Source organism: Spirosoma litoris (assembly GCF_054776755.1).
The window spans coordinates 77464-97099 of sequence record NZ_BAAHBI010000001.1; the positions used below are offsets into that span (position 1 = coordinate 77464).

At 50.2% G+C, this 19636-nt stretch carries 9 protein-coding genes; 7 read left to right on the top strand and 2 right to left on the bottom strand.

The window, feature by feature from the left end:
- Positions 1-90: 90 nt before the first annotated feature.
- The 4 genes from ACYVGR_RS00390 to ACYVGR_RS00405 all read left to right on the top strand — a co-directional run bounded on the left by ACYVGR_RS00390 (position 91) and on the right by ACYVGR_RS00405 (position 5894).
- Complete coding sequence (locus ACYVGR_RS00390) at positions 91-1128, top strand: Gfo/Idh/MocA family oxidoreductase (RefSeq protein WP_460952985.1); 1038 nt, start codon at positions 91-93, stop codon at positions 1126-1128.
- A gap of 2 nt (positions 1129-1130) precedes the next feature.
- Entirely contained in the window at positions 1131-2402 is a 1272-nt protein-coding gene (locus ACYVGR_RS00395; protein ID WP_460952987.1) for an MFS transporter, read from the top strand.
- Positions 2403-2524: 122 nt separating this feature from the next.
- Positions 2525-4051: a class I adenylate-forming enzyme family protein gene (locus ACYVGR_RS00400; RefSeq protein ID WP_460952988.1), complete on the top strand. Its 1527-nt coding sequence runs from the start codon at positions 2525-2527 to the stop codon at positions 4049-4051.
- 202 nt (positions 4052-4253) lie between these two features.
- On the top strand, positions 4254-5894 hold the full coding sequence (locus tag ACYVGR_RS00405; RefSeq protein WP_460952990.1) for a tannase/feruloyl esterase family alpha/beta hydrolase: 1641 nt from the start codon (positions 4254-4256) through the stop codon (positions 5892-5894).
- Positions 5895-5957: 63 nt separating this feature from the next.
- On the opposite strand, the gene ACYVGR_RS00410 is transcribed toward ACYVGR_RS00405, so the two are convergent.
- Complete coding sequence (locus ACYVGR_RS00410; RefSeq protein ID WP_460952991.1) at positions 5958-6572, bottom strand: NAD(P)H-dependent oxidoreductase; 615 nt, start codon at positions 6570-6572, stop codon at positions 5958-5960.
- A gap of 193 nt (positions 6573-6765) precedes the next feature.
- On the opposite strand from ACYVGR_RS00410, the gene ACYVGR_RS00415 reads away from it, so the two are divergent.
- Positions 6766-7665 carry a LysR family transcriptional regulator gene (locus ACYVGR_RS00415; protein WP_460952992.1) on the top strand — a complete coding sequence of 300 codons (900 nt, stop codon included), beginning with the start codon at positions 6766-6768 and terminating at the stop codon, positions 7663-7665.
- Between the two features lie 96 nt (positions 7666-7761).
- Here ACYVGR_RS00415 and ACYVGR_RS00420 read toward each other — a convergent pair whose 3' ends face one another.
- Entirely contained in the window at positions 7762-9564 is a 1803-nt protein-coding gene (locus tag ACYVGR_RS00420; protein WP_460952994.1) for a hypothetical protein, read from the bottom strand.
- Positions 9565-9730: 166 nt separating this feature from the next.
- Between ACYVGR_RS00420 and ACYVGR_RS00425 the strand changes: the two genes are divergently transcribed.
- Together ACYVGR_RS00425 and ACYVGR_RS00430 are read left to right on the top strand one after the other, a co-directional pair.
- Positions 9731-10258, top strand: a complete 528-nt coding sequence (locus tag ACYVGR_RS00425; RefSeq protein WP_460952995.1) for a CopD family protein — start codon at positions 9731-9733, stop codon at positions 10256-10258.
- 889 nt (positions 10259-11147) lie between these two features.
- Positions 11148-19451 (top strand): SdrD B-like domain-containing protein, encoded by an 8304-nt coding sequence (locus tag ACYVGR_RS00430; RefSeq protein WP_460952997.1) that lies wholly within the window; start codon positions 11148-11150, stop codon positions 19449-19451.
- The last annotated feature ends 185 nt before the right edge of the window (positions 19452-19636 follow it).

Genomic DNA, 19636 nt, shown 5'->3' on the forward strand with positions numbered 1-19636 from the left:
TACGGTTTGTAGTTTACGGTTGGCTGACGCAGGTCTTGCTGACGCGTCAGCCAACCGTAAACCACAAACTGTAAATTGAATACCCCAAATATGTCTTCCGTAATTAACGTTGGTTTGGTTGGTTTTGGCTTGTCCGGGCGGTATTTCCATACGCCGTTTTTGTCTGTCAATCCGAAGTTTCATATAAAGAAAATCGCCAGTAGCCGACCCGATGCGGTTCGTGAATTCGATTCGTCTATTGAGTGGGTCGCTACGCCGGAAGAGTTATTTGCCGATCCGGCTATCGACCTCGTTTTCATTTGTTCGCCCAACGAAACGCATGTCGAGTACGCTCGTAAAGCACTCGAACAGGGCAAAAACGTTGTGGTCGAAAAACCGTTTGCGCTTTCGGAAGCCGAAGCGGTTGAGCTATTGGACTTAGCAAAACAGAAAGGACTTATCGCGACCGCTTACCAGAACCGGCGGTGGGATTCTGACTTCTTAACGATCAAGCGTTTATTGGCCGAGGATGCCTTAGGGGAACTCGTTGATTATGAATGTCTGTATGATCGCTACTCACCCGTTCCGCCTAATTCGCAAAGCTGGAAAGAACAGGCGGGTGCAGGCCGGGGTAATCTGTACAACTTAGGCCCACACCTGCTCGATCAGGCGCTGAACCTGTTTGGCAAGCCCGATACCGTACAGGCCAGCGTCCGAATTCTCCGTCCAAACAGTCATGTGCCCGACTATTTCGATGTAAAGCTAGGTTACGCCGATAAGGTCGTTCGGCTTGAGTCGAATTTACTGGTGTATAACAATCAGTTGCGTTACAGTCTGCACGGTACCAAAGGCTCGTTTATTAAAGGTGGGCTGGATGTGCAGGAAGAACGCCAACGACTTAACGAATTACCGAATAAACCCGATTGGGGCATTGAACCCGAGGATCGCTGGGGAACGCTTTACCGGGACGGGCAAGCGGAAGTCATTGAAAGTGAGCCCGGTAATTACACGCCTTTTTACGACAACCTTTACGACGCCATTGTGAATGGTGCCGAACCGGCCATCACCCCTGCCGATATTCAACAACTGGCCCGTGTCATCGACTTAGCGCTGGAAAGTAGCCAAACACAACGTACCATCGCTTATTAATCATGACCAACTACCGCTGGCGAATCGTAGTGCTTTTGTTTGTAGCCACGACTATAAACTATCTGGATCGGCAGGTGATCAGCCTGCTCAAACCCACTTTAGAAACCGTTTTTAACTGGACCGAAACCGATTACAGCCACATCGTGATGGCGTTTCAGGCGGCTTATGCCTTTAGCTACGTTGTCTTTGGTCGCCTGATCGATGCGATTGGCACCAAGATGGGCTACGCGATTGCCGTTTCGGTGTGGAGCATTGCCGCCATGATGCATGGACTGGCAACCAGCACCTTCGGCTTTGGCGTTTACCGCGGCCTGTTGGGGTTGGGCGAAGGCGGAAACTTCCCGGCGGCTATTAAAACCGTAGCCGAGTGGTTTCCCCGAAAAGAACGGGCCCTGGCAACAGGCATTTTTAATTCAGGCACAAACATCGGTGCGGTAGTTGCCCCAATTCTGGTTCCCTGGGTATTGGGGGCTTATGGCTGGCAAATGGCATTCGTACTGACGGGACTGGTTGGGTTTATCTGGCTTGTTTTCTGGTGGATAGGCTACGAAAACCCACAACGGCATAAAAAGCTATCGCCCGAAGAACTGGTCTACATTACCAGCGATGCCGAAACACCTACCAGCGAATCGATTCCGTGGCTGAAGCTCCTTCAGTTCCGCCAAACCTGGGCGTTCGTGCTGGGCAAGTTATTTACCGACCCAGTGTGGTGGTTTTTCCTGTTCTGGCTTCCCTCCTACTTTGCCTCCTCGTTTAATCTGGACCTGAAAAAGCCCAGTTTACCGCTCATCTTTGTGTACACGGCGGCTACGATTGGTAGCGTGGGTGGCGGGTATTTGTCGGGCTATTTCATTCGTCGGGGCTGGACAATCAATCGGTCCCGCAAAACGGCCATGCTGCTCTACGCGCTCTGCATTGTGCCGATTGTGCTAACTCGTTACGCAACCTCTATCTGGGAAGTGGTAGGACTACTAAGTCTGGCCGTTGCTGCCCACCAGGCCTGGAGCGCCAATCTGTTTACGCTCGTGTCGGATATGTTTCCCAAGAATGCTGTCAGTTCGGTTGTTGGACTTGGCGGTATGGCAGGTTCGCTGGGCGGACTCGGCTTCCCGATTGTGGTGGGTGCGTTACTGGATACCTATAAAGCGCAGGGCGATATTACCATCGGCTATAATTACTTGTTTTTGCTCTGCGGCAGCGCCTACATACTAGCCTGGTTATGTATTCATTTCTTTGCGCCGAAGTTGAAACCCGTGGAGTTGATAGAACGCTGATGCTTAGTCTGGCGCGGGTATTCACCCGTGCTTGTTTATATAGCAAGCATTCGCTTGCGCCAGTGAATACTGGCTAATATTGATAGGCACGGGTGAATACCGCGCCAGCTACAACCTCAACCATGTACCCTTTAACCATCAACCACTGGCTGACGCAGCACGCTCAATTCCGGCCTAATCATCTGGCGTTCGTCTTTGGCGATACCCGCCTGACGTTTGCGGAACTGAACCGGAGTGTCAACCGGATGGCGAATGCGTTACGAACGGCGGGTATTGGGAAAGGGGATAAAGTAGCTACTGTATTGCCCAATAGCCGCGAGTTATACGAAGCATTTTGGGCAGTGGCGAAGTTGGGCGCAGTTCTCGTCCCTATGAGTCCGATGGTGCGTGGACAGGGGCTAATTAACTTGCTCAATGATGCTGATTCGGGGCTGGTTCTGACCGATTCGGCCCATGCTCCTTTCCTGGATGAAGTTCGCAACGAGCTGATTGTTTCGGCCACAAACTACTGGCTAACGGATGGCGATCAACCCGACTGGCAATCGTATTCGGTTTTGTGGGAGGCCGCTTCGCCAGAAGAACCGCCAACGCCCGACCTCAGTGGTAATGATCTGTACAACATTATGTACAGCAGCGGCACGACCGGGCTACCCAAAGGAATCATGCATTCCCATTTCGTAAGGTCCATGTATGGAACGCTGTTTGCCAATGCCTATCGCATCCGCCCCGAAAGCGTCATTATGCACTCCGGTTCAATTGTGTTTAACGGGGCCATGCTGACGTTTATGCCCGCCATGTTTATTGGCTGTACGTATGTGTTGCTGAAGGAATTTTCGGTAAAGCCTGTCCTGCAAACGCTGGCCAGCGAGGGCGTTACGCATACGATTCTGGTACCCACTCAAATCGCGTCCTGTCTGCGCTACTCAGAATTTACAATCGATACAATGCCAACCATCGAGTATATTTTGTCGGTGGGCGCGCCGTTGTTGAGCGAGCAAAAAGAAGAACTGATCCGACGGTTTCCGAATACGTTTTACGAGTTATATGGTCTGACGGAAGGCTTCATGACCGTTCTGGACAAGACCGTTTCGGCCGAAAAAACAGGTTCAGTTGGGCGACCGATCTGGTTTTCGGAGATGAAAATTGTTGACGATGAAGGACTAGAACTGCCAACAGGCGAAGTCGGGGAAATTATTGGTCGGGCTCCTTTTTTAACCTCGGGTTACTACAAGAAACCAGCGTTGACCGCCGATGCCCTTCGGAACGGCTGGCTGTACACCGGCGATCTGGGTTACATTGATACCGATGGCTATCTATTTCTGGCAGGTCGGAAGAAAGATCTAATTATTTCGGGCGGAGTGAATGTGTATCCTAAAGACATCGAGGAAATTATCATTCGTCACCCAGCCGTGGCCGAAGTAGCCGTCTTTGGCGTACCTCACCCCGATTGGGGCGAAACTCCCGTTGCCGCCGTCCGGCTGGTTGCGGAAGTTTCTGTTGATGAGCTTAAAGGCTGGACAAACCAGCACATCGAAGCCCGTTATCAGAAGATTTCAGCCATGATGCTGCTGGATGAATTTCCGAAAAACGTAGCGGGAAAAGTTCTGAAAAATGAACTGCGGGAGCGCTATGAGAAAATGGTGAAGTAGGGAATTAAGTACATTTTATTAGCCCATGACTTTAGTCGTGGGCTAGCTAGGAAAACCATGTAATTCGCTAACCGTTTCAACGGTTTTCAGATGGACCAAACCGTTAAAACGGTTGAAAATAGGTGTGTATTTATTGGCATTATTTCCCACGACTAAAGTCATGGGCTAATAAGGGTTAACTAAAGGTCTAACCTCTGAAAACATGATCTACAAAAACTACATCTCCGCCCTTACGCTGTTGTTCATGTTGGCGATCACTACCCTAAACGCCCAAAACAACGTTACGCCTTCTGATTGCCCTTGCCGACAACTCGCCCAAAAAGCATTTCCGGGAGCCACCATCACGCTGGCCGACTGTGTGCCTGCGGGCTCATTTACGCCACCCGGCAGCAGTCAGCCCATAACCGATTTGCCTGCTTTTTGTCGGGTAGCGGCTACACTAAAGCCCACAGCGGAGTCGATGATTCGGATAGAAGTTTGGCTGCCCGAAACGGACTGGAATGGCCGCTTTCTGGGAACGGGGACGGGCGGTGGCGCAGGAAGTGTTTCGTATGGTGCGCTGGCCAATGGACTAAAGCGTGGTTTTGCCACGACCAATACCGATATGGGCACCTCTCCTAACGCCAACGAAGCCGTCGGGCATCCCGAACGCTGGGTGGACTTCGGCCATCGGGCTACACATGAAATGACCGTAACCGCGAAAGCCATCACGCAAGCCTATTACCAGAAATCCTTTCATCACGCCTACTTCGCGGGCTGTTCGACGGGTGGTCAGCAGGCCTTGATGGAAGCGCAACGTTACCCGGACGATTACAATGGGATTCTGGCGGGTGCTCCGGCTAACAATCGGACCCATTTACACACGGGTTTTGTCTGGAATTACAAGGTAACCAATCAGCTACCCGGCAGTGCGTTTCTGCCGAAGGAGAAGATTGCCTTTATAACCAACGCCGTCATTAAAGCCTGCGCGGGTAAAGACGTTGGTGCGCCCAGCGACAACTTCCTGACCGACCCAAGCGCCTGTCAGTTCGATCCAGAGACATTGCCCAAATGTCCAGATGGCACCGACGATGGTACGTGTCTCACGGGTCCGCAATTGGCCGCTCTGAAAAAAATATACACTGGGCCCGTCAATCCCCGAACCGGCGAACGCATCTATACGCCTATCCCGCTCGGAAGCGAAAATTCGGGAGCCGGAATCGAATACCAACAGAATCCGAAACAGGCCCCACCTTCTCTGTTCTACCAATACAAATGGGCATTCGGCAGTGATTTCGATTACAGCAAGTTTGATTTTGATCGCGACCAGGATAAGATGGATTCCCTATTGGCACCGATCCTCAATGCCAACAATCCCGATCTGGCCCCGCTGAAAAAGAAGGGTGGAAAAATTCTGATGTACTCGGGGACGGCCGATCCGCTTGTTCCGTATCAGGATGCCGTTAGTTATTACGAACGGGTTATCAACGCCCAGGGTGGCCTGAAGCCAACAAGCGATTTCTTTCGGTTCTATCTGATACCGGGCATGGCGCATTGTGGCGGTGGGCCAGGTCTAAACGACTGCGGTCAGAATCTGGCGCTCACCGTTCCGCAGGATAGCAACCACGATATATTAATAGCGCTCATCAACTGGGTCGAACAGGGAGTTGCCCCCGACAAACTAATTGCTAATGCTTATACGGGTGGCATCCCGGCCAATGGCGTCCGCTTTCAGCGCCCTGTCTTTCCCTATCCCAAACTACCAAAATATACCAGCGGTGATCCGAATGCTCCTGGCAGTTACCGGGGAGTTGATTCGCCGAGAAACTCGGTGTTAGTGCCTGCTAAAAGGTATTTGAAGTGACAAGGGTTGTTAAATATGGTGAGGTGGGGTCAGATTTGAGAATCTGACCCCACCTCTAGGTTACTAAACGACCTCAACAGCCTGCCCTAGAAATACTTTCTCCAGATGCGCCCGGTACAGTTCCTTGTCCCGGCTGATGTTGACGTTCTTTTCAACATCGTGAAAGTGAATGCTTTCCAGAGGCTGTACGCCCGTAAAGGCCATCATCCGGTGAAAACCAAACATCACGCCTTCATCGACGCTTTTTTGACCAAAGAACTCGCCCGGTAAAGTAAAGGCCTCTTCGGGTGCATTCCAGCTCGTCGTCAGCATATAGTGCCGACCGTGCAAGGAACCACCTGTGCCGTAGTTGATCGCTGGATTTTTCCGCGAACGACCATCGCTGGTGTACATACCCTGCTGGTGACCAGCCGTAAAGACCCGATCAATGTATTCCTTCAAGCGATGCGGCAGTTGGAACCACCAGATCGGTGTGTGGTAAATAATCACATCGGCCCATTTGTATTTTTCGACTTCGTCGGCAGGATCGTATTCGTCATTTACGTTGGTTACCTGTACGGCAAATTCATCCGGGTGTTGCCGTAAAAAATCGATTGTCCAGTTGGTCAGTGTTTCGTTAAAGGCACCGCCCGAATGAGCGAATTTCTGCCCGCCATTGATAACAAATATATTCTTCATGGATGTGTTCGTTTTAAATAGCACGCTGATTTTCAGGATCGATATGATTGATTTACGATTAAATCATAGATCATCTTGCTAATCATAAAAATCAGCGTTCTATCTCATCTTTATTATTATGCAAAATTAGCGCGACCTGTATCATCATAAAAATAAGTTAACTAGTAGATTTACATCATAAAAATGATAGATTATGATTGTTAATCTGGAATGGTTTCGGACGTTCAAGGCCATCTACGAAACCGGCTCGCTAACCGCAGCCGCTCAGGCATTATATATTTCTCAACCTGGCGTTAGTCTCCATCTGAATTCACTGGAAGCGCACACGGGTTATAAATTATTTGATCGGGCCGCCCGGAAAATGGTACCTACCGAACGAGGCAAGTTGATGTACAATTACATCCTGGAACCGATCAGTAAGCTCGAAGCTGCCGAACAGCAATTCAACAAAAGTTCGAAAACCGACAAGGCAACCATCAGCATCGGGATGTGTTTTGAGACCTTTCAGTTTACACTGGAGCCGCACATGAGTACGCTTCCGTTCAACGTCATTATCAAGTTTGGCGAGTACGTTCAAATGCAGCAGGACCTCGATAAGGGGCTTCTGGACTTAATCATTACCCCACAAAAGGGCACCCAGACGAATCTGGAGTACCAGCCATTTTCGAAAGAGCGGATTGTACTGGTTGGTGGTGCCCAATCGGATACCAATGTCTTCAACCACCTTGTGACAGCCGGAAAAATCAGCGACGCCGAAGCGTGGTTAAAACAACAAATCTGGTACAGTACAGCGGCCGATATGGAGCACTTGAAAAAATTCTGGTACCTGAATTTCAACACTCATCCCGACTTCAAACCAAACTACATAGTGCCCAACATTTGCTCCATCGTGCGTTGCTTAAGCGATGGAATCGGGTTCTCGGTCATTCCCGATTTTCTGTGCCGGAATGAGCTTGAGCAGGGAAAAGTGAAGCTGGTTTGGGAGGGTAAGAAGGTTATGGAAAACACGCTCTATTTCGGTACCCGCAAGAAGACAATCTATACGAACGAGATTAACCGCATTAAGCAGATTTTTGAGAGTCAGAATGGCTGATTTTTTGTCATTTCGACGTCAGGAGAAATCTCAAGCTCGACTAATGTGGGTGTTGAGATTTTTCCTGACGTCGAAATGACAAAAAAATAATCCTCCCTACACCACCAAAGGCTCTTGCATTACCATTTGAAGACGTTCATGAGCCTGATCCAGACCCGTTACGAACGCGTTTTCGGCAGCAGGTGTGTTAAACAGACTCGGTGTTAATTGGCGATAATAGTTGATGCCTTCCTCCAAATTCCGGGCGAAATTCCGTAAATACGTCTGGCGTTTTGCATCGGTAGGGTCAGCCTCAGCCAGTTGTTCTTCCAGATAATTTAGGTACTGTGTAAGTTCATTTAGGAACATGTGTGGGCGTACTGGCCCACTGAGCAGATTGGTGCGACCGTAGATGTGATCGGTCATTTCCTGAAGCGAAACAATCTTGGAAAAGTAAGCAATATTTGGGCCGGGGCAAATGGTCACGGCATGAAGCTTTTTCAGAAAGGGCACCCCGTACACATGCGAAATGGCGTTGCTCAACCCGATGCACAAACACTCTTTCCCTTGTAATTCAGCAACTTGCTTTGTGTACTCTTCAGCAGAAAGATTGAGCGATTGGAGTTGCGCCAATTTTAGCTTCTGGTATTGTTGCGAAGCTGTACAGATCGGCTCTTTTGTAAACTCGGTGTTGGTGACCAGGTGTTTTTCGGTACAGGGGCTGCCGGGTATCCCTCGATTAATCCGGCGGAGTCTTTCCACTTCGGCACTCGTTCCTTTCAGGTAATAAAAACGAACGCCCAAGGGTGAGGCTTTGCTCAAAACAACGTCGTTCTGGCCTGCTTTTTGAAGTTTCGCCAACGTGTCATCATCTACCGTCGTCGCTTCGGGAACCAACAGGAAAGGTGTGCCCCAGCCTGTGCTTTCGGCTCCGTAGTATTGATGAAAAAACTGGTCTTCCTCATACGTACCAATACCACCCTGAACCGTCAATTTAATCGGATGCGGCTCGGTAAAGACTTGTTTCCCTTTCTGTTGTAACGCATTGGTATAAAGACTGAAAAGAGAATCGACCAATTCCGTTTTCTTCTGTTTGAACTCTTCCAGAATCGGCCCCATCAGGTACCCGTCGGTAGCAAAGGCATGCCCACCACAATTGAGTCCCGATTCGACCCGGAACTCACTGACCCAAACGCCTTTCTTGGCCAGATATTTCCCCTGAATCAGCGCAGAGCGGTAATCGCTCACCTTAATCACGATCTTCTTATCAAACTCACCCAGCCCTTTGGCGTCGAATTCAGGACAGTTTTCCAGGTAGTTGAACAGCCGTGGATTTAGCCCTGCCGAGAAAATAATCGACGAGTTCGTAAGGGTACTCCTGGCATATCCCTGCAAGGCAGTTAAAGCATCGGACCCGTTTTCGCGCACCACCCCGTTCCGGTCGAGGTTGTTTTTGTCAACTTTCGTCATGATGTTGACATCGATACTCCCAGGCCGAATCTGGCTTCTCAGGCTTTGTTGCAGACTAGCCTTTTCCGACTCATTGTCCGCCTGTACCATCGTCTGATAAATAGCTTTCAAGGCGCTATCGTCGGGCAGCATCTCAAAATACTTAACCAACTCAGAACCAGCTTCAAAAGCAGCATTTTTCAGCGTTTCCATCTGCGCCTGAATCGTTCGATTTATCAGGTTGAGGTAGTCTGTTATTCGTCGGGCGCGATAGTCTTTTTCATTAGCCGTTATCGGTACGTAGGGTTCATTGATCTGCTGATAATAGTAATTCCGCATGGATTCAATCAGCCGATCTTCCACAATAGACAGCACGGAATTAATACCAAAACGCGCCACTTTGAGCGGAGAATCGATGGTATAAGCCAGGCCCATGACCGGAATATGAAAGCTATGAATGGGTGTACTCATAAAAAAGCGAGGGGAGAAATACAGGCAGTTTGCCTTCAAATTCAGCGATAAAGATACCGGGATGCCCTCGGGCAGACATTGATAATGATAGGATGGTCAACTGATTTTTATCAGGATACGCGCTGGGTTGTATCTTTACCCGTCAATATCCTCTCTGCGCTGAATCATGACGTTTTTCTACAGCAAAGCCCTCCACATTATTTTTGTCGTGACCTGGTTCGCGGGCTTGTTTTACATACCCAGACTATTTATTTACGCCACCGAAGCCGAATCGCAGGAGGAACCGGGACGCAGCGTTCTGCAGAAACAATTATTACTCATGCAACGCCGACTCTGGTTTGGCATTACCTGGCCCTCGGCGGTAATGACGTTGCTGCTGGGGCTAAATACCTGGTATAACTACGGAGCAACGCCAAGCTGGCTGATTTACAAACTGATACTCGTCTTAGGTTTATACGTATATCATGGTTTGTGTCATGCCATTTTTCGGCAGGAGCAACGGGGAGAGTTTCGTTATACATCTACCCAGCTCCGTATCTGGAACGAAGTGGCCACGTTATTTTTGTTCGCTATTGTGTTTCTGGTCGTCCTTAAAGATGCCCTGAATATGCTCTGGGGTATGCTTGGACTGCTGGCTTTACTCGTCGTTTTGATGGTAGCTATTCGGGTGTATAAGCGCCTAAGAAAAGACTAAATCTTCGCCGTTACTTAATACGGATGCGCTCCATCGAACCGGACAGAGCGCCAGATCTGCATGTCAGGACTAAGTTTACACTACTGAAAACAGCACCCTCGCTGCGATGAACTCATTCGAAACGCTGACCAGACTATGTAACTTATTGTGTAACGTACCCCGGTCGTCGTTCATCCTAAAATCCTATCATTGACGATAATGCCCTACTTGTTATTGACCATACATGTCAAGGCGTTATAGGCTCAAGTTGATACGAATTTATACGACTACACAACGAGGTTTGGTCTGTGATTCTGGCTTCTAAGCATTTTTCAAATCAAGGTACATTTACCGTATTAGTGTTATCTACTTCACAGATAAAGATACTTTTTCGCATACGTGTTTAGTTTGGCACGCAATTAGTGGGAGCTTCGCCCCTTATAAAAATCGACCTATTAGGCTAAAAAGGTCGCCTTTCCGTGCCTGTTTCAACAAATATATCGACAAAGATCGTGGGGGAATTTTCAACCACTTCTACCTACGCTACATATATATATTGTACAATTTTTACATACTTAAAGTAGACCTTTCAACTTCGGCTTAATCAATTCGCTTTCCATTTAAACCATTGATTATAAACTATTTGATAATTTATAGACCATACCTGTCTCTACACATAAACATACCGCTTTATCAATACAAATATACATATACTATTAAGTTACTAATAAGCAGGTAAATACACTTTATGTAGTTAAAAATAAACACCAAAGTCTAGTTCCTACCAAAGTGGCACTCCATTTGTCTAACAAGGTAATCACCATTCCGACTTAAGGGAAAGTTATCGTTTTCATGTTCGACAGAGCGGCTTCACAATTATTTTTTCAGTAACTGCTCAACTGATAGTACTATGAAAAAAAACCTTTACACAAAAAAGGGTGATCTGAATCGTTCCATTTGGGCTAAATCATCCCATTTGTACCAAATTGTCTGTCTCTTATTTTTTTTCGTTGCCTTATCACAAACGGCTAGGGCACAAATCTCAGGTGCAGTTTATCGGGATTTTAACGAAGATGGCGTCCGGAGCTTTACGGCTGCCACACCGCTGGAAGGTGAAATCGGAGTTGGGGGGGTAACCGTCAACGTGTATAATGCTGCAGGTGCATTAGCGGGCACGACCGTCACCAGTTCTGCCACGGCTACGGCAGGCTCCTACACGGTTACTGTATCGGGAACGGGTCCTTATCGGGTTGAGTTTGTCAATTTACCCTCTGGCTACTACGACGGTCAACGAGGCACCGCAAGTGGAACATCGGTTCAGTTTGTTGCCAGTTCGCCAGCTACGGGTATCAACTTAGGAATTAACTACCCCTTCGATTATTGCCAGACCGTTCCTAATTTTATTGTACCCTGCTATGTAAATGGTGATCCCACAGGCGGAGGTACCTCTGGTACGCAGGGTGTCCTGATATCTCTACCGTATAACAGTACAGGTAACTCTCCTACGGAAGTTGCTGTTGCGACCAACGTTCAGATAGGAACTGTATTTGGCGTTGCCTACAACCGAACTTCTAAAAATATATATACAGCCGCTTTTGTAAAACGGCACTCTGGCCTTGGAACAGGCGGTGCCGGTGCCATTTATATTACCAAACCAGGTTCCGGCACAACCTATACAAGTACGTTGTTTGCTACGCTGCCCACCGCTGTTTCGGCGGTTTCGCCGGCTGCTATAGGCGGAACGACAGTGGTTGGCACCAACTCAGCCAGAGGATTACCGGCGGCTACAACGACGGCAAACTATGATGTTACTACGTTTGATCAGGTAGGTAAAGCGGGTCTGGGCGACATTGAACTTTCGGAAGATGGTACAGAGCTCTACGCGATTAACCTCGGCGACCGGCGGTTATATCAGATTCCGATCACGAATGCGAATACGACGAATCCAACGGCAGCTACTGCTTCGATCACCAGCTTTACGTTACCTGCCCCTTCACAGGCAACAGGTAGCGTTTTGCGACCATTTGCGCTGAAAGTTTATCGAGGGCGTGTTTATGTAGGTGCCGTTACCACCAATGAAGCAGTATCGACAACGGTAAACTTAGGAACAGGTTCAACTGGTGGAACGACTCCGTTGGTAACTCGAGACCCATCGACAATGGTCGCCTATGTTTTTGAGTTCAATCCGGTTAACTCAAGTTTTACAACGGTTTTGTCGTTTCCACTTAGCTATACAAAAGGGGCTTCCGACAATGACCAAACTGGCGTGAGTCGCTCCGATCGCTGGTATCCCTGGGTTAGCGTACAACCCTCTTACCCAACTCCAACAGCCGGACAACTCCCAAACCGATATAGTCGAAATGACCTGGCCAATGCCAGTTACCCGCAACCAATACTATCGGGTATCGAATTCGACGTAGATGGGTCGATGATTCTTAGTATCCGAGACCGTTTCGGCGATCAATACGGGAATAATAACTTCGGTGCAGATCCTGCCGGTACAAATACGCAATTATATCGGGCTATTGCTCCTGGCGATATTTTGCGAGCGGGGCAATGTACACCTGGGGTAAACCTCTGGACGCTTGAAAGCAATGCTCGTGTCTGTGGTGGTCCAGCCACTGCGGGAGCCAACACAAATCAGGGACCCGGTGGAGGTGAATATTATTACAGTGATGCTATTGCTATACCGTCTACTACAAACCCCTACCACGCTGAAATGAGTGAAGGTGCTCTGGCCTTATTGCCGGGGAGTGGCGAAGTAGCCTCTATTGTACTTGATCCAACTAACGCTGTTGATGCGGGGGGTGTTCGACGGTTCAAAAATTCGGATGGTTCTGGCAGCCCTTCAACCAGTGCACAGATCTACGTGAGTAGCAACGTAGCAACCTTCGGTAAAGCCAATGGTCTGGGCGACCTTGAAATAAGTTGCGATTTGCCTCCTATTCAGATTGGTAACCGTGTTTTCCGGGATGTGAATAACAATGGGGTTCAGGACCCAGGTGAACCTGGTTTAGCTGGCGTACAGGTTGTTCTGCGTGGCCCTGGCAATACTACCATTGCAACGGCAGTTACTGACGCCAACGGTGAGTATTATTTTTCCAGTGGCACTGGAACCAGTACCGCTAGCTCCATCGAAAACTTAACCTTAACGGCGGGTGGCAGCTATACACTGAGTTTCCCAACCAGTGTCAGCGCTTTTACCATAAGTGCATTTCCGAACTCCGCGACAGGTACAAACGGCGAAGCGATTGACTCCGACCCAAATGCTACTGGAATTATCTCCATAACGCTTGGCACAGCAGGACAAAATAACTTTACTTACGATGCCGGTTATGCCTGTACTCCACTGGCCTTATCCTTAACCTCTGGAACCATTTGTGCTGGACAGACCGTCAGTCTAACCGCCACCTCAGGCTTTAGCAGCTATACATTCTCGTCGGGATTAACACAGGTTGGTACAACCAACGTGGCGAGTGGTAGTGTAAATGGAACGTACTCGGTAACAGCGGTAAATTCATTCGGCTGCTCGGGTACCGCAACGGGGAGTATTACAGTGAATGCATTACCCGTGGTAACCCTTTCTTCGGCAACCATTTGTACGGGCCAATCTGCAACCTTGACGGCAACGTCGGGCTTCACCAACTATACCTTCTCGTCAGGACTAACGCGTATTGGCACCACAAACCAGGCTACGGGCTCCACGGCTGGAGCCTATTCTGTCACGGTTGTTAATAGTAATGGTTGTGTCGGGGTATCGTCTACTACCGGCGGAGCAGGAACCATCACCGTTAATACTCCGCCTACGGTAACGCTTTCGTCAGCCACCATTTGTGCGGGACAAACCGCTACCTTAACGGCAACAGCAGGCCTAGCTTCTTATACCTTCTCATCAGGTTTAACACAACTAGGCGCCACGAATCAGGCCACCGGTACTGCTGCAAATACCTACTCAGTAACGGCGACGAATTCGGCAGGTTGTTCAGCTTCGGCGGTAGGCACAATCACGGTGAACCCGGTACCCACTTTAACGCTTTCGTCCGCCACCATTTGCGCCGGACAAACGGCAACATTAGTAGCAGGCGGAACGGGTTTTGCGACCTATGCCTTCTCGACCGGATTAACACAAGTGGGTTCTACCAGCCAGGCCACAGGCACAACTGGTGGAACGTATAGCGTAACCGCTACTACGTCGCTAGGTTGTTCAACCACCGCAACGGGTAGCATCACAGTGAACCCACTGCCAGCTTTGACCCTATCCTCGGCAACAATCTGCGCAGGGCAAACCGCAACACTCACGGCCTCAACTGGTTTCGCCACATACGTCTTCTCGTCGGGGTTAACTCAGGGAAGTCCAACCAACGTAGCGAGCAGCACTGCGGCTGGTACTTATAGCGTAACAGCCACCACAGCACTAGGTTGTTCGACAACGGCGACAGGTAGTATCACCGTAAATCCGCTGCCTGCTTTAACGCTCTCCTCGGCGACGGTCTGCGCGGGTCAATCCGCAACATTAACCGCAACAAGTGGTTTTGCGACCTATGTCTTCTCATCGGGGCTAACTCAGGGAAGTCCAACTAACGTAGCCAGTAGCACTGCAGCTGGTACTTATAGTGTAACAGCCACCACAGCACTAGGTTGTTCGACCACAGCAACAGGTAGCATTACGGTAAATCCTGTGCCCGCACTGACGCTCTCGTCGGCCACCATTTGCGCCGGACAGTCAGCAACATTAACGGCGACAGCAGGTTTTGCCAACTATGTCTTCTCGACCGGATTAACCCGGATTGGTACCACAAACCAGGCTACCGGAACTACCGCAAATACCTACTCTGTAACGGCTACCACAGCACTGGGCTGTTCAACCACCGCAACGGGTACTATAACAGTGAACCCACTACCAGCGGTCACGTTATCCTCGGCAACAATCTGCGCTGGTCAGACGGCAACATTAGTAGCAGGAGGAACGGGTTTTGCGACCTATGCCTTCTCGACCGGATTAACACAAGTGGGTTCTACCAGCCAGGCCACAGGCACAACTGGCGGAACGTATAGCGTAACCGCTACTACGGCACTGGGTTGTTCAGCAACGGCTACAGGCTCCATCACGGTGAACCCACTACCAGCCCTAACACTTTCGTCAGCAACGGTTTGTGCGGGTCAGACGGCGACCCTGACAGCAACGGCTGGTTTCGCCACATACGTCTTCTCAACTGGTTTAACGCACATTGGCACTACGAACCAGGCAACAGGCACTACCGCTGGCGCCTATAGCGTAACTGCTACCACGGCGTTGGGTTGCTCGACAACGGCAACCGGTACCATCACCGTGAATCCATTACCGGTTGTAAGCCTGGCTTCAGCTACCGTATGTGCTGGACAAACCGCCACACTCACGGCCACGGCAGGTTATGCTTCTTATGTCTTCTCGTCGGGCTTGACTCAGATCGGCACCTCCAATGTAGCCGTTGGCATAGTTGGTGGAACGTACTCGGTAACGGCCATCAGCACCGCAGGGTGTTCAGCTTCAGCGACGGGTAGCATCATCATCAACACTAACCCAGTTATTACGCTGTCCTCAGCCACCATTTGCGCCGGACAAGTAGCGGTGCTATCAACTACATCGGGATATGATACCTATATCTTCTCGTCGGGCTTGACTCAATCAGGCACCTCAAACGTGGCTACGGGCACAACAGCAGGTACCTACTCGGTAACCGCCATCAGTAATGCAGGTTGTTCGGCAACGGCCACAGGTACCATTACGGTGAATCCGAATCCAGTTGTTACCCTCTCGTCGGCGACGGTTTGCGCGGGTCAATCGGCTACGTTGGTAGCCACCACAGGGTATGCAAGCTATGCTTTCTCGGCCGGGTTAACACCGGTGCCGGGTCAACCCAACATGGCCACAGGTTTGGTAGGGGGTACATACTCCGTCACGGCAACCAGCACGGAAGGTTGTGTTGGAACAGGAACAAGTTCTATCACGGTGAATCCGCTACCCGTAGTAAACTTGACCTCGGCCACTGTGTGTGATGGTCAAACGGCTAGTCTGACGGCCACGGCGGGTTATGACACGTATATTTTCTCGGCAGGCTTGACTCAAGTAGGCACCTCCAATGTGGCCATTGGTACAGTTGGTGGAACCTATTCGGTAACGGCCATCAGTACCGAAGGCTGTTCGGCGACGGCAACCGGTAGTATCACAATTAATCCGCTACCAGTTATTACGCTGTCTTCGGCCACCATTTGCGCCGGACAAAAAGCAGTACTATCGGCTACCACGGGGTATACTTCCTATCTCTTCTCGGCGGGTTTGACTCAGGTAAACTCCAATGTGGCAACAGGTACAACAGCAGGTACGTATTCGGTAACCGCCATTAGCAGTGCGGGTTGTTCGGCAACTGCTACAGGTACCATTACGGTGAACCCACTGCCAGTTGTTACCCTCTCATCAGCCACTGTCTGTGCGGGTCAATCCGCTACGTTGGTAGCCACCGCAGGGTATGCAAGCTATGCTTTCTCAGCCGGGTTAACACCGGTGCCGGGTCAACCCAACATGGCCACAGGTTTGGTAGGTGGTACATACTCCGTCACGGCAACCAGCACCGAAGGCTGTATTGGAACGGGAACAGGCAGCATCACGGTGAACCCATTACCAGTCGTTACGCTGACTTCGGCCACTGTGTGTGATGGTCAGACGGCTAGTCTGACGGCCACGGCAGGGTATGACACGTATATCTTCTCGGCAGGCTTGACTCAAGTAGGCACCTCCAATGTGGCCATTGGTACAGTTGGCGGCACCTATTCAGTAACGGCCATCAGTACCGAAGGCTGCTCGGCGACGGCGACTGGTTCTATCACGGTGAATCCGAACCCAGTCGTTACCCTGTCTTCGGCCACCATTTGCGCCGGACAAACAGCAGTATTATCGGCTACCACGGGGTATGACACGTATATCTTCTCAGCTGGGCTCACTCAGGTCGGTACGTCGAATGTAGCCACGGGCACAACAGCAGGTATCTACTCGGTAACCGCCATCAGTAATGCAGGTTGTTCGGCAACTGCTACAGGTACCATTACGGTGAACCCACTGCCAGTTGTTACCCTGTCTTCGGCGACGGTTTGCGCGGGTCAATCCGCTACGTTGGTAGCCACCGCAGGGTATGCAAGCTATGCTTTCTCAGCCGGGTTAACACCGGTGCCGGGTCAACCCAATATGGCCACAGGTTTGGTAGGTGGTACATACTCGGTAACGGCAACCAGCACCGAAGGCTGTGTTGGAACAGGAACAGGCAGCATCACAGTGAACCCATTACCGGTAGTAACCTTGACTTCGGCCACTGTGTGTGATGGTCAGACGGCCAGTCTGACGGCCACGGCGGGTTATGACACGTATATTTTCTCGGCAGGCTTGACTCAAGTAGGCACCTCCAATGTGGCCATTGGTACAGTTGGCGGCACCTATTCAGTAACGGCCATCAGTATAGAAGGCTGCTCGGCGACGGCGACTGGTTCTATCACGGTGAATCCGAACCCAGTAGTCACGCTTTCTTCAGCGACCATCTGCGCGGATCAATCGGTAACGTTAACCGCTACTGCTGGCTATGATACGTATATCTTCTCAACAGGATTGACTCAGATTGGTAACTCTAATCTGGCCACCGGTACAACGGCGGGCATCTACTCGGTAACCGCCATCAGTACGGAAGGTTGTTCGGCAACCGCCACAGGTAGCATTACGGTCAACCCAAATCCGGTCGTAACCTTGACATCCATGAGTGTTTGCGATGGTCAGACGGCCAGTCTAACAGCTACGGCAGGTTATGACACGTATATCTTCTCGGCAGGATTAACACCAGACGTCAACGTGCCTAATGTGGCTACGGGAACAGCAAACGGTGTTTATTCGGTAACGGCTATCAGCACTGAGGGCTGCTCAGGTACTGCAACAGGTAGCATTACTGTTAATCCATCCGTATCGGTAACTCTCACATCAGCAACGATTTGCACAGGTCAGGTAGGTGAGTTGGTGGCAACGCCGGGTTACGACACGTATATTTTCTCAGCGGGACTAACGCAGGTCGGAACGTCCAACGTAGCGAGCGGAACCCTGGCAGGCACCTACTCAGTAACGGCGATCAGTAACGCGGGTTGCGTAGGTATTGCTACCGGAAGCATCACGACAAATCCAACAGCAGTCGTTACACTCAGCTCGGCAACGATCTGTGCCGGTCAATCGGCAACGTTAACCGCTACTGCTGGCTTTACGAATTATGTCTTCTCGGCTGGTTTGACACTGGTGCCTGGTACGCCGAATGAAGTAGTTGGAACAGTGGCAGGTGTCTACTCCGTAACCGCCAGCACCAGTGCCGGTTGCGCAGGTTCGGCTACGGGTAGCATCACAGTCAACCCATTGCCAACGGCACTCATTACAGCAACCAGCACTACACTTTGCCAAGGCCAAAGCGCTACCTTAACCGCGAGCGGTGGCGATCTGTATACCTGGTCGACCGGTGAGCAAACGGCGTTGATCGTGGTGAATACTAGCGACGTTTATTCGGTAACGGTGAGCACCGTAAATGGATGTTTGGATATAGCCAGCATCACCATCACGGTTAATCCATTACCAGTGATCACGGTCAATTCGGCAACGGTCTGTTCGGGACAATCGGCAACGTTAACGGTAACGGGTTGCACAGGTGGTTCGGTTCTCTGGTCAAATGCAGAAACGACCGCCAGTATTCTGGTATCGCCATCGATTACCACGACCTACTCGGCAACCTGTACACTTTCCACTGGCTGTTCGTCCACAACGGCAACAAGCGTGACGGTTAACGATGTACCATCTTATACGGCAGCACCTCAGGCAGTAACAGCTACCTGTACTGGTGCGGCAGCGAACAACGATGCTCGAATTGTGTTGACAACGCTGGTGAATACCGAACGAGCTGACATTGTTGTAGGCAGCACATATGGCAGTGGCCCGGCTTATGGAGCACCAACCAACCTGACGGTAACAGCTGGAACGGTAAGCTTCACCAACCTGCCAAATCCAGGAACGAGCCAGCCCTACACCATTCGACTATATAACCCAGGTGGAAGCTGCTATACCGATGTGACCGTCATCTTAGAACCAGCCTACTGCACTTGTCCAGATCCGAAATGTGTACCGATCGTTATTCGGAAGACAAAAAGCGGAACCGTTCGGTAAGCGATAAAACAATCCCGTTTATGTAAAAGCCCAGGCAATTTGTTTGTCTGGGCTTTTTACTAATGGTGGCTTTCCATTGGTCTCCTTCAGGTAGCCAAATCACGAACCAAGCCGTTTTATATACCAAGTCTGGCTAACAAGCCGGATTAATAACGTTAGCCTGTTACATCCCCACTCTTTACTCA

Bases quoted from the DNA above. Each gene is read 5' to 3' on its own strand.
- ACYVGR_RS00405 (WP_460952990.1), top strand. From the start codon at position 4,254: ATGATCTACAAAAACTACATCTCCGCCCTTACGCTGTTGTTCATGTTG.
- ACYVGR_RS00400 (WP_460952988.1), top strand. From the start codon at position 2,525: ATGTACCCTTTAACCATCAACCACTGGCTGACGCAGCACGCTCAATTC.
- ACYVGR_RS00420 (WP_460952994.1), bottom strand. From the start codon at position 9,564: ATGAGTACACCCATTCATAGCTTTCATATTCCGGTCATGGGCCTGGCT.
- ACYVGR_RS00425 (WP_460952995.1), top strand. From the start codon at position 9,731: ATGACGTTTTTCTACAGCAAAGCCCTCCACATTATTTTTGTCGTGACC.
- ACYVGR_RS00395 (WP_460952987.1), top strand. From the start codon at position 1,131: ATGACCAACTACCGCTGGCGAATCGTAGTGCTTTTGTTTGTAGCCACG.
- ACYVGR_RS00390 (WP_460952985.1), top strand. From the start codon at position 91: ATGTCTTCCGTAATTAACGTTGGTTTGGTTGGTTTTGGCTTGTCCGGG.
- ACYVGR_RS00415 (WP_460952992.1), top strand. From the start codon at position 6,766: ATGATTGTTAATCTGGAATGGTTTCGGACGTTCAAGGCCATCTACGAA.
- ACYVGR_RS00430 (WP_460952997.1), top strand. From the start codon at position 11,148: ATGAAAAAAAACCTTTACACAAAAAAGGGTGATCTGAATCGTTCCATT.
- ACYVGR_RS00410 (WP_460952991.1), bottom strand. From the start codon at position 6,572: ATGAAGAATATATTTGTTATCAATGGCGGGCAGAAATTCGCTCATTCG.